The sequence below is a fragment of the Asanoa iriomotensis genome, assembly GCF_016862515.1.
Classification (GTDB): domain Bacteria; phylum Actinomycetota; class Actinomycetes; order Mycobacteriales; family Micromonosporaceae; genus Asanoa; species Asanoa iriomotensis.
Map to the genome: position 1 here is coordinate 135,971 of NZ_BONC01000011.1, position 13,810 is coordinate 149,780.

The following is a 13,810-nucleotide window of genomic DNA, read 5'->3' on the forward strand; positions in this document are numbered from 1 at the left end:
GAACGGATCTTCGGATCTCATTAGAACCGGACGGGTTCGGCCCGTTACAGCCGGCCAACGAGCGGGTGGTCGTTGTTTGACCACCAAGCGGGGTGGTACCGCGGCCTTTGGGTCGTCCTCGCAGTCCACGACGTGTGTGAGCTGTTCGAGGAGATTGACCACCGATGGCCTATCCCAAGCACGAGAGCAAGCCGGGCGTCCCGGCGAGCCCCGACCTGCCCGCGGTCGAGCGGCGTGTGCTGGACCACTGGACGGCCGACAAGACCTTCGAGGCGTCGGTCGAGCTGCGTGACGCGGGCGTCAACGGCGACAACGAGTTCGTCTTCTACGACGGTCCCCCCTTCGCCAACGGCCTCCCCCACTACGGGCACCTCTTCACCGGTTACGTGAAGGACGTCGTGCCCCGCTATCAGACGATGCGCGGCAAACGGGTCGAGCGCCGGTTCGGGTGGGACACCCACGGCCTGCCCGCCGAGGTCGTCGCCGAGAAGCAGCTCGGGATCACCACCAAGGCCGAGATCGTCGACCTGGGCGTGGAGCGGTTCAACGACGTCTGCCGCACGTCGGTCCTGCAATACACGCAGGACTGGGAGCGCTATGTCACCCGCCAGGCCCGGTGGGTCGACTTCACCAACGACTACAAGACGCTCGACCTGTCCTACATGGAGAGCGTCATGTGGGCGTTCAAGAGCCTGCACGACAAGGGCCTGGTCTACGAGGGCTTCAAGGTGCTGGCCTACTGCTGGCGCTGTGAGACCCCGCTGTCCAACACCGAGACCCGGATGGACGACGTCTACCGCGATCGGCACGACCCGTCGCTGACCGTCTGGTTCACGCTCGACAGCGGCGAGAAGATCGCGGTCTGGACGACCACGCCGTGGACGCTGCCGTCGAACCTGGCGGTGGCGGTCGGGCCCGACATCGAGTACGCGGAGTTCACCGACGACGCCGGCCAGGTCTACCTGGTGGGTGCCGCGCGCACCGACTACTACGCCCGGGAGTTGGAGGGGCTCACCCGCACCGGCACCCGGTTGGGCACCGAGCTGGTCGGCAAGCGCTACACGCCGCTGTTCGACTTCCTGGTCGACCGGGCCGGCCCAAATGCCTACCAGGTGCTCGGCGGTGAGTTCGTCACGACCGAGGACGGCACCGGTGCCGTGCACATGGCGCCCGCGTTCGGTGAGGAGGACCAGAACGCCTGCAACTCGGCCGGCATCCCGACCGTCGTGACGGTCGACGACCACACCCGGTTCACGGCGCTCGTTCCCCCGTACGAGGGAATGCAGGTCTTCGAAGCCAACAAGCCGGTGACCCGCGACCTCAAGGAGCGCGGCGTGGTGGTGCGGCAGGAGACCTACACGCACGCCTACCCGCACTGCTGGCGGTGCGACACGCCGCTGGTCTACAAGGCCGTGTCGTCGTGGTTCGTCCAGGTCACCAAGTTCAAGGACCGGATGGTCGAGCTCAACCAGCAGATCGACTGGACGCCCGGGCACGTCAAGGACGGCTCGTTCGGCAAGTGGCTGGCCAACGCCCGCGACTGGTCGATCAGCCGCAACCGGTTCTGGGGCTCGCCGATCCCGGTGTGGAAGTCGGACGACCCTTCGTATCCCCGCGTTGACATCTACGGCTCGCTGGAGGAGTTGGAGCGGGACTTCGGCGTGCAGGTCACCGACCTGCACCGGCCTTTCGTCGACGAGCTGACCCGGCCGAACCCTTCCGATCCCACGGGTCGCTCCATGATGCGGCGGGTTCCGGAGGTGCTGGACTGCTGGTTCGAGTCCGGGTCGATGCCGTTCGCCCAGGTGCACTACCCGTTCGAGAACGCGGACTGGTTCGAGCACCACTATCCGGGTGACTTCATCGTCGAATACATCGCGCAGACCCGCGGCTGGTTCTACACCATGCACGTGCTGGCGACCGCGTTGTTCGACCGGCCGGCGTTCCGCGCGTGTGTGAGCCACGGGATCCTGCAAGGGTCCGACGGGCGCAAGATGAGCAAGAGCCTGCAGAACTACCCGGACGTCTACTACGTGTTCGACGAGTACGGCTCCGACGCGATGCGCTGGATGCTGATGTCGTCGCCCGTGCTGCGCGGCGGCGACATGCCGGTCACGGAGCCGGCGATCCGGGACACGGTGCGGCAGGTGCTGCTTCCACTGTGGAACGTCTGGTACTTCTTCTCGCTGTACGCCAACGCCGACGGCTACTCGGCGGTGCGCCGGACCGACTCGACGCACCTGCTCGACCGCTACGCGCTGGCGAAGACGCGGGAGCTGGTCGAGACGGTCACCCGGCAGATGGACGCCTACGACATCTCCGGCGCGTGCGTGACCGTGCGGACGTTCCTGGACGCGCTGACCAACTGGTACGTGCGCCGGTCGCGCGACCGGTTCTGGGCGGGCGACCGGGACGCGTTCGACACGCTCTACACGGTGCTGGAGACGCTGACCCGGGTGATGGCGCCGCTGGCGCCGCTGACGGCCGAGGAGGTGTGGCGCGGGCTGACCGGCGAGCGGTCGGTGCACCTGACCGACTGGCCGTCGGCCGACGAGTTCCCGGCGGACCACTCGCTGGTCGCGGCCATGGACGCCGTGCGTGAGCTGGTGTCGTCGGCCCTGTCGGTGCGCAAGGCCAAGGGGCTGCGGGTGCGGCTGCCGCTGCCGTCGCTGACGGTGGCGACGCCGGACGCCGAGGTGCTGCGGCCGTTCGCCGACCTGGTGACCGACGAGGTCAACGTGAAGTCGGTGTCGTTCACCGATGACGTGGCCGCGCACTGCGAGCGGGTGCTCACGGTGGTGCCGCGGGCGCTCGGGCCGCGGGTCGGTGGTGCCGTCCAGCAGGTGATCAAGGCGGTCAAGGCCGGGGAGTGGTCGCTCGTCTCGGGCCAGCCGGTCGCCGCCGGGGTCACTCTGCAGGAGGGTGAGTACGACCTGAAGCTGGTCGCGGCCGATCCGGACAATTCGGCCACACTGCCGGGCGGCGAGGGCGTGGTCGTGCTGGACAGCACGGTCACACCGGCGCTGGCGGCGGAGGGCGTCGCGCGGGACGTGGTGCGGGTGGTGCAGCAGGCCCGCCGGGACGCCGACCTGTCGGTCTCCGACCGGATCCGGGTGTCGCTGGACGGGTCCTCTGCCGTCGCGGCCGCCGTCGAGACCCACCGGGACTTCGTGGCCCGGGAGGTCCTGGCGGACGCGATCACCTTCGGCTCGGCCGCCGGCGGCTTCGCGGGCGAGGTCGGCGACGGCGAAACCGTACGGGTGACGGTTACGCGCAGTTAGGGATTTTCTGCCACTCGCGGCGGCGGGCGGTGTCGGTTACGGTGACACCGCCCACGCCGCGAGGACCCGGAGGACCCGTGCCCCTGCTCTACACGATCGGCTACTACACCGTGGGCACTGCCATGCGGCGGGGCTGGGCGCCGAAGGTCGAGGGACTCGAGAACGTGCCTCCGACCGGCGGCGCGGTCGTCGCCGGCAACCACTTGTCCGTGGCCGACGAACTGCTGCTGGGCTCGGTGATCCCGCGCCACATCGCGTTCTGGGCAAAAGCGGAATACTTCACGGGTACGGGACTCAAGGGCTGGTTCAGCCGCTCGGTGATGACGGGCATCGGCGCGATCAAGGTGGAACGCGCGGGCGGCCGGGCCGCACTGAGCGCCTTCGACGCGGGCATCCCGGTGCTGAAGGCCGGCGACATCGTGGCGATCTACCCGGAGGGCACGCGCTCACCGGACGGCCGGCTCTACCGGGGGCGCACCGGGGTCGCCCGGCTCGCCCTGGCGGCCGGGGTGCCGATCATCCCGGTGGGTTTCATCGGCACCGAGAAGCTGCAGCCGATCGGGCACCGGGTGCCGCGGTTCGAGCGCGGCACGGCCACGGTCAAGTTCGGCAAACCGATCGAGGTCACGGGCCGCGACAGCGACAGCTCGTCCCTCCGCGCGATCACCGACGAGGTGATGTCGGCGATCCAGGAGCTGACCGGCCAGGAGTACGTCCCGCGCTACGCCCCGATGCTGCGGGTCAACACGCCTCAGGCCGAGTGAGCTCGGTCAGCCGGCGCCCGAGAAACGCGGCTCGGCACCGTCGTCGGTGAGGTCCCGCGCACGCCGGTATTCACCGCGCGCCTTGTCGGTGGGGCCGAGCCGGCGCAGCAGCTCGGCCCGCGTGGAGTGCGGGTAGCGAAAGTCGGCGAGGCCGTCCATCGGCCGAGCTCCCCTTAGAGCGCCGATCCACGCCGCCCGACCAGCCGACCGCGAGAACCAGTCCAGGACCAGCCCGCCGAGGGGAGGGCTCGAGACAGGGCCAAGCCGACCAGGACATTGGCGCTGCGGGGCCTGGTACCGGTCAGTCGGTTCGGGACCTGCGCCAAGGCCACGGGCTGTGGCGCCAGGTGCGGGAGTGGCGGCGGACCAGCGGGTGGCTCGGGACGAGTTCGCAATGCCTTGCCAGAACAGAACCGCGCCGACCAGGACAGTGGCGGCGAAGGCGAGGTAGGCGGTCAGCGGGTCCGAGCCTTGCGCCAGGGCCACGGGTTGTGGCGCCAGGTGCGGGAGTGGATCAGGCCGACCGCGAGGACGCCCAGGGCGGCGGCGGACCAGCCGACCAGCGGGTCGCTCGGGACGTGGGCGTAGTGCCACAACAGAGCCGCGCCGACCAGCATGACCCAGCCGACCAGGACGTTCCCGGCGGGTGAGTCGGCGAAGGGGCCCGGGTTGCGGCCGTCGCCGGTGCTGCCGGCGACGAAGTACGGCAGGCCGTTGCCGCCCCAGAAGCCGGCCAGGAACGCGAGCAGGGCGGTGGTCGCGATCATGCGGTCACCGCCCGCGCGTGCAGCAGCGGGAGCAGCACCCCGTCGACCAGGTCGGTGAGGAACGTGTCGTCGAGCGGCTCACCGGTAACAAAGGCCCGGGAGAACAGCATCGCGGAGCCGACCTCGGCGAGCAGCGCACGGTCGACGCCGGAGGGCAACTCACCCCGGGCCACCGCGCGGTCGATGGCGGGGTCGAAGGCCCGCCGTTTGTCATCGATCATGCGAGCCCGCACGACGCCGGCCAGCTCGTCGTCGTGGTGCATCGCGGTCAGCAGGCCGAGCAGCAGGCCCGCGTCCTGGCCGGTCAGCGAGGCGCGCATCGCCCGCATCCGGCCGAGCAGGTCGTCGCGCAGGTTGCCCGGATCGGGCTCCTCGGTCGCCGACTGACCGGCCCGCCGCTGGATCGCGGTCACCACCAGCTCGGCCTTCCCCGGCCACCGCCGGTAGATGGTCGCCTTACTGGCCCTGGCCCGAACAGCGACCGCATCCATCCGGATCCGGTCATACCCAACCTCGGCCAACAACTCCAACGTCGCCGCAAGGATGGCCTCCTCGCGCGCCTCCCCCGATGCCATCGCCTCTCCCAGATGAACGAAACGGTTTCGTTCACCTTACCGCGACGCCGCTCCCACGCAAGACACATCTGACGATGAAAGCCAGCCCGACATCGCCGCAACGCCTGACGACCGTCGTGGGCCAGGCCGCCGCGGGCGGCGACCACCCCGAGCCCTCGTCGGGCGCGGACCTGGCAGCGAAGCAGCAGCGAGCAGTACCCGGCGGGAGCAACGGTTGCGCCCCGGCGGGTCCGAGCCATCCGCCAAGGGCAACCCCAGGCCTGACCGGCTGTGCGCGGAGATCGCCGGTGCCGCCGCGGGCGGCGACCGCCGCGAGCCCTGGTCGGGCGCGGACCTGGCAGCGAAGCGGCAGCGAGCGGCGCCCGGCGGGAGCGACGGTCGCGCCCCCGACGGGCCCGGGCAAGGATCTAAGGGCTTACGCCCTGAACAACCAGAAGCCGATCTCGCGGGTTATGCCCCGGGGAACCAGAGGGCGATCTCGCGCTTCGCGCTGTCGGGCGAGTCTGAGGCGTGGACGAGGTTCTCGCGGTTGGAGTTGGCGAGGTCGCCGCGGATGGTGCCGGCGGCGGCCTTGCGGGCGTCCGTGGCGCCGACCAGCGTGCGGACGACGTCGATCGCGGTGTCGCCGCTGATGATCAGGGCGACCAGCGGGCCGCCGGTCATGAACTCCTTCAGCGGCGGGTAGAACGGCTTCTCGACGTGCTCCGCGTAGTGCGCGTCGGCCAGCTCCGCGTCCATCTCGCGCTTGACCATCGTTTCGATGGTCAGGCCCTTGCGCTCGAAGCGGCTGAGGATCTCGCCGACGAGGCCGCGGCGGACCGCATCGGGCTTGATCAGCACGAGCGTGCGCTCGACCGGGCTGCTGGACACGTTGAACACCCTCCTGACGCTGGAGGGTTCAGCCTACCGATGGACGATCACCCGCCTCCGGCCGGCTCTTCCCTACGCGGGCGCGCGGGGCCTAGCCTTCTTGGTGACTCAGGGGAGGTCCACTGTGGCGAACGGCAACCGCCGCCCGCTAGCACCGGTCCGGAAGCTGTTCGCCGCGGTGCTGGGCACCTGCGCGCTGTTCGTGGTTCTGTTCGGGATCGGGATGCAGAGCCTGGCGATCGTCGCGCTCGGCATCGCGCTGCTCGTGCTGTCCGTCGGGCTCGTGCTGGTCAACGCGATCCGCGGCGGCGAGCGGGCCTGGGTCGCGGGCACCGCGCACGTGCACAGCGTCTCCGAGCCGCCGGCGTCGGCGGTGTTCGGGCGGTGCGAGCTGCAGGTCCTGATCGACGCGCCGGGCGTGCCGGGCCGGCTGGTCCGGATGCGCGACCCGCGCGTACCCGTCGCCAAATGGCCCGACATCGGCGCCAGCCTGCCGATCACGGTGGCGATCGACGACCCGCGCCACATCCGCATCAGGTGGGACGAGGTGCTCACCCACGCCGAGGCGGCCGCCGCCCACGACGCCGACCTGGGTCCGTACGACGACGACACGGAGGTGCGGCCGCGTCCGGCCAACGGCTACACGGCCACGCCGCCGGTCGAGACCATCGAGACCACCACGGCCGACCTCACCGACGAGCTGAGCGGCCTGCGCGAGCCGGCCGAGCCGGTCGTGGTGCACCAGACCCCGGGCGGCCCGATCGTCGTCGAGGGCACGCTGGTGGACCCACCGGACCAACCGCCACTGACCCGCCGGGCGCCTCGGCCGAGTCCGCGCAAGAGCAGGGCGGAAAGAGCAGCATCCGGGGGTACGGCGACCGCTACGGCACCCCCGCCCGCGCCCGAGATGCCCGCGCAGCGTGGTGCCGCCGGCCCGAACACCGACCGCCCGGACGACGTCTTCGACCAGGACGCGGAGTGGGCGGAGCCCCTGTACACCGAGCGGCGCATGAGCCGACCTTCGGCGAGCCGCGGTTCGGCCGACGCGGAGGCCGAGGCCCGGGAAGCCGCGGCAGAGGCCGCAGCGGCTGCTGCGGAAGCCGACGACGTCGAGGGTGAGGACGCTGAGACCGATGCCAGGTCCGCGGCCGGAGTCACGCCCGACGCCGGACGCAGGTCCGAGGCCGAAGCCAGGACCGACGCTGAGGCCGCGGCCGCATCCGGGGCCACGGCCGACGCTGGGCGCAAGTCCGACGTCGGGGACGCTTCCGAGCCCGAGCGCAGGTCCGAGGCCGAGGCCGGTGCCAGGTCCGAGGCTGGGCTCAGGTCCGAAGCCGGGGCCGCCGGCTCCGTGGCCGGGGGATCGGTTGCCGGCACTGATGCACCGCCGGCGGCGGATGCCGGTGATTCCGGCACGGTTGATAGCGAAACCGCTGCCGACGAGGCCGAGCGCGCGGCGGCCGCGGCGGCTCCGGCAGCCGCCGAGACCCCGGCGCGGAAACCACGCAACGGCGCCACGGGTGACAGCGAGGACGACGACGTGTTCGCCGACCTGTTCACCGCCTACCCGAGCGCCCGCCCCGGTGCCACCGGCGCGACCATCCACGGCGTCGGGCTCACGTTCCTGGTGCGCGACCTGGCGACCTCAATCGCCTTCTACCGCGACATGCTCGGCTTCCAGGAGATCGACAGCGGCGAGCACAACGCCGTGCTGGCGTCCGGTGACACCCGTATGGTGCTTCGCGAGATCAAGGACGCCTCGCCGGTCAGTCGGCGCCTCGTCCACCTCAACCTCGAGGTCGGCGACGTGATGTCCGTGTACGAGGACCTGCGCGCCAAGGGAGTCCGCTTCACCTACCCGCCCCGGGTGGTCAACCGCGGCGCGAAGCTGGAGCTCTGGGCCGCCGCCTTCCGTGACCCCGACGGTCACGGCATCGCGATCACCCAGTGGCGCAGCCGGTAGTCTGCCCGGATGCCGCCCACGGTCCTCAACGTCGCGTTCGACGCGGCCGACCCGTACGCCCTGGCCAGCTTCTGGAGCAAGGTCATGCAGGCGCCGCTGGCCGATGACGACTTCCCCGGCGACCCCGTGGCCAGCATCGTCCTGCCCACCGGCCTCCAGCTGTACTTCCAGGTGGTGCCAGAACCGAAGACCGTGAAGAACCGGGTCCACATCTGCCTGCGCCCCGACGTCCTGCGCGACGAGGAGGTCACCCGCCTGCTCGACCTCGGCGCGACCATCGTCGACGACCGCCGCACTCCCCGGCCGGGCGAGGACGGTGGCTGGGTGGTCTTCGCCGACCCGGAAGGCAACGAGTTCTGCCTGCTCCGCAGCCCCGGCGAGCCGCATCCCTAGCCGAGGATCGACCGCCGGACGTAGAGCACGTACAACCAGACCAGCGTGAAGATCACGCCGAGCGCGAACAGCGTCCAGTGCAGGAAGCCGCTCAGCACCAGGACGCCCTGCACGACCGTGCCCGCCGTCCACGCCCACCGCCGGCGCATCATCCCGCACAGCGCGAAGCAGACCACGGTCAGCGCGACCAGCACCCAGATGGCCGCCGCGCCGGCGCCGTCGCCGAGGACGCGGATCGGCTGGATCGCCAGCAGCAGCACGACACCCTGCAAACCCAGCGCGGCCGCACCCATGCCTCGGACCGCGCCAGCCGGGTTCCGCAACCCTGACCGCTTGTAGCCGGGGGGCAACTCATCACCGTCGGCGCCGCCCTGCGCCGGCGTGCCGGGCTCCCGGCTTGTGCTGTCCGTCATCGCTTCAACAACGTCCGTGCCTCGGCCACCGTGATGACCGAACCTGTCACCAGCACACCCACCCCGCTCAGCTCCCCCTCGACGTCGCTCTCGGCCAGCACCACCGCCGCCTCGATCGCGTCGGGCATCGTGGCCGCCGTCTCGACCCGCTCCGGGCCGAAGACCTCGGCCGCCAGCGCCGCCAACTCGTCCACCGGCATGGCCCGCGGCGAACTGTTGCGGGTGACCACCACCGCGTCGACCACCGGTTCCAGCAGGTCCAGGATGCCGGTCACGTCCTTGTCGGCCAGCACCGCGACGACCGCGACCAGCTTGCTGAACGCGAACTCCTCCTGCAGCGCGGTCACCGTCGCGGCCATGCCGTGCGGGTTGTGCGCACCGTCGAGCAGGATCGTCGGCGCGTTGCGGACCCGCTCCAGCCGGCCCGGCGAGGACGTGGCGGCGAAGCCCTCGCGGACCGTCTCCACGTTGAGCTGCCGGTCGGCGCCCGCGCCCAGGAACGCCTCGACCGCGGCCAGCGCCAGCGCCGCGTTCTGCGCCTGGTGCGCGCCGTGCAGCGGCAGGAACACCTCGTCGTACTCGCCGCCCAGCCCCTGCAGGGTCAGCACCTGGCCGCCGACGGCGAGCGAGCGGCGCAGCACGCCGAACTCGCCGCCCTCCCGGGCGATCGTGGCGCCGACCTCGGCGCAGCGCTCGAGCAGCGGCCGGGCGGCCTCCTCCGGCTGCGTCGCGGTGATCACCGTCGCGCCCTTGTGGATGATCCCGGCCTTGGCCCAGGCGATCTCCTCGATCGTGTCGCCGAGCCACTCGGTGTGGTCGAGGCCGATCGGCGTGATCACGCAGACGCCGGCCTGGATCACGTTGGTCGAGTCGTCGGCGCCGCCGAGCCCGACCTCGACGACCGCCACCTCGACCGGCGCGTCGGCGAACGTCGCGAACGCCAGCGCCGTGGTCAGGTCGAAGTAGGTCAGCGGCTCGTCGTGCCGCTCGTCGACGAGCGCGGCCAGCGGCTCGACCTCGCGGTACACCGACACGAACCGCTCCTCGGAGACCGGCTCGCCGTCGAGGGTGATCCGCTCGCGCACCGTCTCCAGGTGCGGGCTCGTGTAGCGCCCGGTGTGGATGCCGAAAGCCCGCAGCAGGGAGTCGATCATCCGGGCGGTCGAGGTCTTGCCGTTGGTCCCGGTCAGATGGATCGAGGGGTACGCACGCTGCGGCGAACCCAGCAGGTCGAGCAGCTCCTCGATCTTGCTGAGGTCGAACACCATGCGGATGTTGCCGCGCGCCTCCAGGGCGGCGTCCACCTCACGGAAGTCGGCGGAGTCGGTCATGCGGAAAGCGCCTCCAGGGCCGCGCCGATCCGGGCCAGGTCGGCCTCGGCGGTGGCCAGCCGTTCCTTGATCTTGTTGACGACGGGCTCGGGTGCCTTGCCGACGAACGCCGCGTTGCCGAGCTTGGCCCGGCACTGTGCGGCCTCCTTCTCGGCGGCGGCGCGGTCCTTCTCGAGCCGGGCCCGCTCGGCCGCGACGTCGATCGCGCCGCGGGTGTCGAGCCCGACCCGCACCCCGCCGGCGACGGACAGCGTCGCGGACGCGGCGAAGTCGGTGCCCTCCTCGTCGAGCCGAGCGAGCGACCGGATCAGCCATTCGTGCGGCGCGACCACGCCGAGCCCGTCGAGCCGCGCGGCGACCCGCTGCGCCGGGCGCAGTCCCTGGTCGGAGCGGAACCGGCGGATTTCGGTGACCACCCGCTGCAGCGCGTCGACCTCGGCCTCGGCGCCGTCGTCGACCAGCGCCTTGTCGAGCTGCGGCCAGGCGGCCCGGGACACGGTGCCGGCGCCGTTGAGCGCGATCCACAGCTCGTCGGTGACGAACGGGATGACCGGGTGCAGCAGCCGCAGCAACTGGTCGAGCACGTGCCCGAGCACCCGCCGCGTGGCGTCGGCGGCGGGGCCGCCGGCGGCCAGCGCCGGCTTGCTCAGCTCGACGTACCAGTCGCAGACGTCGTCCCAGGCGAAGTGGTAGAGCAGGTCACAGATCTTGGCGAACTCGAAGCGCTCGAACTGCTCGTCGACCTCGTCGACCACGTGCTGCAGCCGCGACAGGATCCACCGGTCGGTGGTGGACAGCTCGGTCGGCAGCGGGCCGTCGACGTGGGCGCCGTTCATCAGCGCGAACCGGGTGGCGTTCCAGAGCTTGTTGCAGAAGTTGCGGGAGCCCTGGCACCACTCCTCGCTGACCGGCACATCCTGGCCGGGGTTGGCGCCGCGGGCCAGCGTGAACCGGGTCGCGTCGGCGCCGAAGCGGTCCATCCAGTCGAGCGGGTCGACGACGTTGCCGAACGACTTCGACATCTTCTTGCCGTGCTCGTCGCGGACCATGCCGTGCAGCGCGATCACGTCGAACGGCTGCTTGCCGTCCATCGCGTACAGGCCGAACATCATCATCCGGGCGACCCAGAAGAACAGGATGTCGTACCCGGTGACCAGCACGCTGGTCGGATAGAAGCGCGCGAGGTCGGCGGTCTGCTCGGGCCAGCCGAGAGTGGAGAACGGCCACAGGCCGCTGGAGAACCAGGTGTCGAGGACGTCGGTGTCCTGCTGCCAGCCGTCGCCCGGCGGCTCCTCGTCGGGGCCGACGCAGCGCACCTCGCCGTCGGGGCCGTACCAGACCGGGATCCGGTGCCCCCACCAGAGCTGGCGCGAGATGCACCAGTCGTGCATGTTGTCGACCCAGGCGAAGTACCGCTTCGACATGTCCTCGGGGTCGATCCGCACCCGGCCGTCGCGCACCGCGTCGCCGGCCGCCTTGGCCAGCGGCCCGGTGTTGACGAACCACTGCAGCGACAGCCGCGGCTCGACGGTGGTGCGGCAGCGGGAGCAGTGCCCGACCGCGTGCAGGTAGGGCCGCTTCTCGGCGACGATCCGCCCCTGCTCGCGCAGCGCGGCCACGACCGCCGGCCGTGCCTCGAACCGGTCGAGCCCCTCGAACGGGCCGGGCACGGTGATCACGCCGCGCTCGTCCATCATCGTGATGCTCGGCAGGCCGTGCCGCTGGCCGATCTCGAAGTCGTTGGGGTCGTGCGCGGGGGTCACCTTGACCGCTCCGGTGCCGAATGTCGGGTCGACGTGCTCGTCGCCGACCACCGGGATGCGCCGGCCGGTCAACGGCAGCTCGACCTCGGTGCCGATCAGGTGCTTGTAGCGCTCGTCGTCGGGGTGCACCGCCACGGCGGTGTCGCCGAGCATGGTCTCCGCCCGCGTGGTGGCGACGACGATCTCGTCGCTGTAGCGGATCGAGACGAGCTCGCCCTCGTCGTCGGTGTGCACGACCTCGATGTCACTGAGCGCGGTGAGGCAGCGCGGGCACCAGTTGATGATTCGGTTGGCGCGGTAGATCAGGCCGTCGTCGTACAGCTTCTTGAACATGGTCTGCACGGCCCGGGACAGGCCCTCGTCCATGGTGAAGCGCTCGCGGCTCCAGTCGACCGAGTCGCCGAGCCGGCGCATCTGGCCGAGGATCGCGCCGCCGGACTCCGCCTTCCACTGCCAGACACGCTCGACGAACCGCTCGCGGCCCAGGTCGTGGCGGGACAGTCCCTCCAGGCCGAGCTGGCGCTCGACGAGGTTCTGGGTGGCGATGCCGGCGTGGTCCATGCCGGGCAGCCACAGCGCTTCGTAGCCCTGCATCCGCCGGCGGCGGACCAGCGCGTCCATCAGTGTGTGCTCGAACGCGTGCCCCATGTGCAGGGAGCCGGTCACGTTGGGCGGCGGGATCACGATCGTGAACGGCGGCTTGTCGCTCGTCACGTCGGCGGCGAAGACACCCTCGGCTACCCACGCCTCGTAACGCCGACTCTCTACGTCCGCCGGCGTGTATTGCGCCGGCAGGGTCGGGTTGGCGAGCACGCTGGGCTCCGGAGTCTCGGTCACCCGTGAAGTCTACGGAGCGTTCCGGGCGACCCCGCATGCGACCACCGGGTGTTCCGTTACGGTGGCGTGCATGTCGTACGACCGTTTCCAAGGCCAGAGCGAGGCCGCCCCGCACGACGAGCCGATCGACGTCACCCCACCGGTCTGGGCGGCGTCGCCGGATGCGCCCGACGAGGAGGAGGGCCCGCGCCCGCCCCTGTCGCGGCGGCGGAAGATCGTGCTTGGCTCGGTCGCCGTGGTCGGCCTGGCCGGCCTGGCCGCGGTCGGCATCTGGGGCGGCCGGATTATCTCGCAGCAGGACACCACGATGTCGACGCCGGCGTCCGTCGCCGGCCTCCAGCTCAACAGCAGCGCCGACGCGGCCGCGACGGCCGACGACCTCAAGGCGGCGTTCGCCGCCGGGATCGACCTGAAGGATTCGGTGGGCGCGGTCTACACGGACCCGGCGGCGGCCGAACGCAGCGTCCTCTTCTTCGGGGGTACGGCGCTGCTGTGGTCACCGGCGAAGGACCTGGACACGCTCTTCGGGCTGGTCGGCGACGAGTCGGGCGCGGTCGACGGTGTGCACGAGGTGCCCGCGGGCGATCTCGGTGGCGTGATGAAGTGCGGGACCACGTCGGTCGACGGCGGCGGGAACATGGCGGTGTGCGGCTGGGCCGACCACGGCGCCACTGGAATGGCGCTGTTCCCGTCGCGCTCCGCGGACGAGGCGGCCGGCCTGATGCGCCAGATACGCGACGCCGTCCAGGTCCGCGACTGAGTTTGATGCGCCCCGGCTTCGGCCGGGGCTCTATATCTGTCCCGGAAATACAACTAGGGGCCACCTCGATGAGGTGACCCCTAGTAGAAAGAT

The 13,810-nt window shown here is 71.1% G+C and carries 12 protein-coding genes; 5 read left to right on the forward strand and 7 right to left on the reverse strand.

The annotated features are described in order from the left end of the window. Window positions 1-164: 164 nt before the first annotated feature. The gene (gene ileS / locus Air01nite_RS10780) at window positions 165-3,281 is read left to right on the forward strand and encodes an isoleucine--tRNA ligase (RefSeq protein WP_203701853.1); all 3,117 of its coding nucleotides are present in this window, start codon (window positions 165-167) and stop codon (window positions 3,279-3,281) included. A 77-nt stretch (window positions 3,282-3,358) separates the two neighbouring features. Beyond that, entirely contained in the window at window positions 3,359-4,045 is a 687-nt protein-coding gene (locus Air01nite_RS10785; protein ID WP_203701854.1) for a lysophospholipid acyltransferase family protein, read from the forward strand. A gap of 6 nt (window positions 4,046-4,051) precedes the next feature. On the opposite strand, the gene Air01nite_RS10790 is transcribed toward Air01nite_RS10785, so the two are convergent. The 4 genes from Air01nite_RS10790 to ndk form a co-directional block, all read right to left on the reverse strand. Further along, the gene (locus Air01nite_RS10790) at window positions 4,052-4,204 is read right to left on the reverse strand and encodes a hypothetical protein (protein ID WP_203701855.1); all 153 of its coding nucleotides are present in this window, start codon (window positions 4,202-4,204) and stop codon (window positions 4,052-4,054) included. 296 nt (window positions 4,205-4,500) lie between these two features. Next, the gene (locus Air01nite_RS10795; RefSeq protein WP_203701856.1) at window positions 4,501-4,812 is read right to left on the reverse strand and encodes a hypothetical protein; all 312 of its coding nucleotides are present in this window, start codon (window positions 4,810-4,812) and stop codon (window positions 4,501-4,503) included. Then, complete coding sequence (locus Air01nite_RS10800; protein WP_203701857.1) at window positions 4,809-5,387, reverse strand: TetR/AcrR family transcriptional regulator; 579 nt, start codon at window positions 5,385-5,387, stop codon at window positions 4,809-4,811. The genes Air01nite_RS10795 and Air01nite_RS10800 overlap by 4 nt, the downstream gene beginning before the upstream one ends. Window positions 5,388-5,837: 450 nt before the next feature. Further along, window positions 5,838-6,257 carry a nucleoside-diphosphate kinase gene (ndk, locus tag Air01nite_RS10805; protein WP_203701858.1) on the reverse strand — a complete coding sequence of 140 codons (420 nt, stop codon included), beginning with the start codon at window positions 6,255-6,257 and terminating at the stop codon, window positions 5,838-5,840. Between the two features lie 124 nt (window positions 6,258-6,381). Between ndk and Air01nite_RS41070 the strand changes: the two genes are divergently transcribed. After that, entirely contained in the window at window positions 6,382-8,220 is a 1,839-nt protein-coding gene (locus tag Air01nite_RS41070; protein WP_239090643.1) for a VOC family protein, read from the forward strand. A 9-nt stretch (window positions 8,221-8,229) separates the two neighbouring features. Beyond that, the gene (locus Air01nite_RS10815) at window positions 8,230-8,613 is read left to right on the forward strand and encodes a VOC family protein (RefSeq protein WP_203701859.1); all 384 of its coding nucleotides are present in this window, start codon (window positions 8,230-8,232) and stop codon (window positions 8,611-8,613) included. On the opposite strand, the gene Air01nite_RS10820 is transcribed toward Air01nite_RS10815, so the two are convergent. From Air01nite_RS10820 to Air01nite_RS10830, 3 genes are read right to left on the reverse strand one after another with little or no spacing between them, the layout of a single operon-like run. Continuing rightward, window positions 8,610-9,026, reverse strand: a complete 417-nt coding sequence (locus tag Air01nite_RS10820; protein ID WP_203701860.1) for a DUF4233 domain-containing protein — start codon at window positions 9,024-9,026, stop codon at window positions 8,610-8,612. The two genes, Air01nite_RS10815 and Air01nite_RS10820, sit on opposite strands and share 4 nt — an antisense overlap. Next, complete coding sequence (locus Air01nite_RS10825; RefSeq protein WP_203701861.1) at window positions 9,023-10,357, reverse strand: bifunctional folylpolyglutamate synthase/dihydrofolate synthase; 1,335 nt, start codon at window positions 10,355-10,357, stop codon at window positions 9,023-9,025. The genes Air01nite_RS10820 and Air01nite_RS10825 overlap by 4 nt, the downstream gene beginning before the upstream one ends. After that, window positions 10,354-12,957, reverse strand: a complete 2,604-nt coding sequence (locus Air01nite_RS10830) for a valine--tRNA ligase (RefSeq protein ID WP_203701862.1) — start codon at window positions 12,955-12,957, stop codon at window positions 10,354-10,356. Before Air01nite_RS10830 ends, Air01nite_RS10825 begins: the two co-directional genes overlap by 4 nt. Window positions 12,958-13,027: 70 nt before the next feature. On the opposite strand from Air01nite_RS10830, the gene Air01nite_RS10835 reads away from it, so the two are divergent. After that, window positions 13,028-13,717, forward strand: coding sequence for a hypothetical protein (locus Air01nite_RS10835; protein WP_203701863.1), 690 nt, complete (start codon window positions 13,028-13,030; stop codon window positions 13,715-13,717). Window positions 13,718-13,810: the final 93 nt, after the last annotated feature.

Coding starts and splice junctions, on each gene's coding strand:
- ileS (WP_203701853.1), top strand. CDS start 165: ATGGCCTATCCCAAGCACGAGAGCAAGCCGGGCGTCCCGGCGAGCCCC.
- Air01nite_RS10790 (WP_203701855.1), bottom strand. CDS start 4,204: ATGGACGGCCTCGCCGACTTTCGCTACCCGCACTCCACGCGGGCCGAG.
- Air01nite_RS10795 (WP_203701856.1), bottom strand. CDS start 4,812: ATGATCGCGACCACCGCCCTGCTCGCGTTCCTGGCCGGCTTCTGGGGC.
- Air01nite_RS10800 (WP_203701857.1), bottom strand. CDS start 5,387: ATGGCATCGGGGGAGGCGCGCGAGGAGGCCATCCTTGCGGCGACGTTG.
- Air01nite_RS10815 (WP_203701859.1), top strand. CDS start 8,230: ATGCCGCCCACGGTCCTCAACGTCGCGTTCGACGCGGCCGACCCGTAC.
- Air01nite_RS10820 (WP_203701860.1), bottom strand. CDS start 9,026: ATGACGGACAGCACAAGCCGGGAGCCCGGCACGCCGGCGCAGGGCGGC.
- Air01nite_RS10825 (WP_203701861.1), bottom strand. CDS start 10,357: ATGACCGACTCCGCCGACTTCCGTGAGGTGGACGCCGCCCTGGAGGCG.
- Air01nite_RS10835 (WP_203701863.1), top strand. CDS start 13,028: ATGTCGTACGACCGTTTCCAAGGCCAGAGCGAGGCCGCCCCGCACGAC.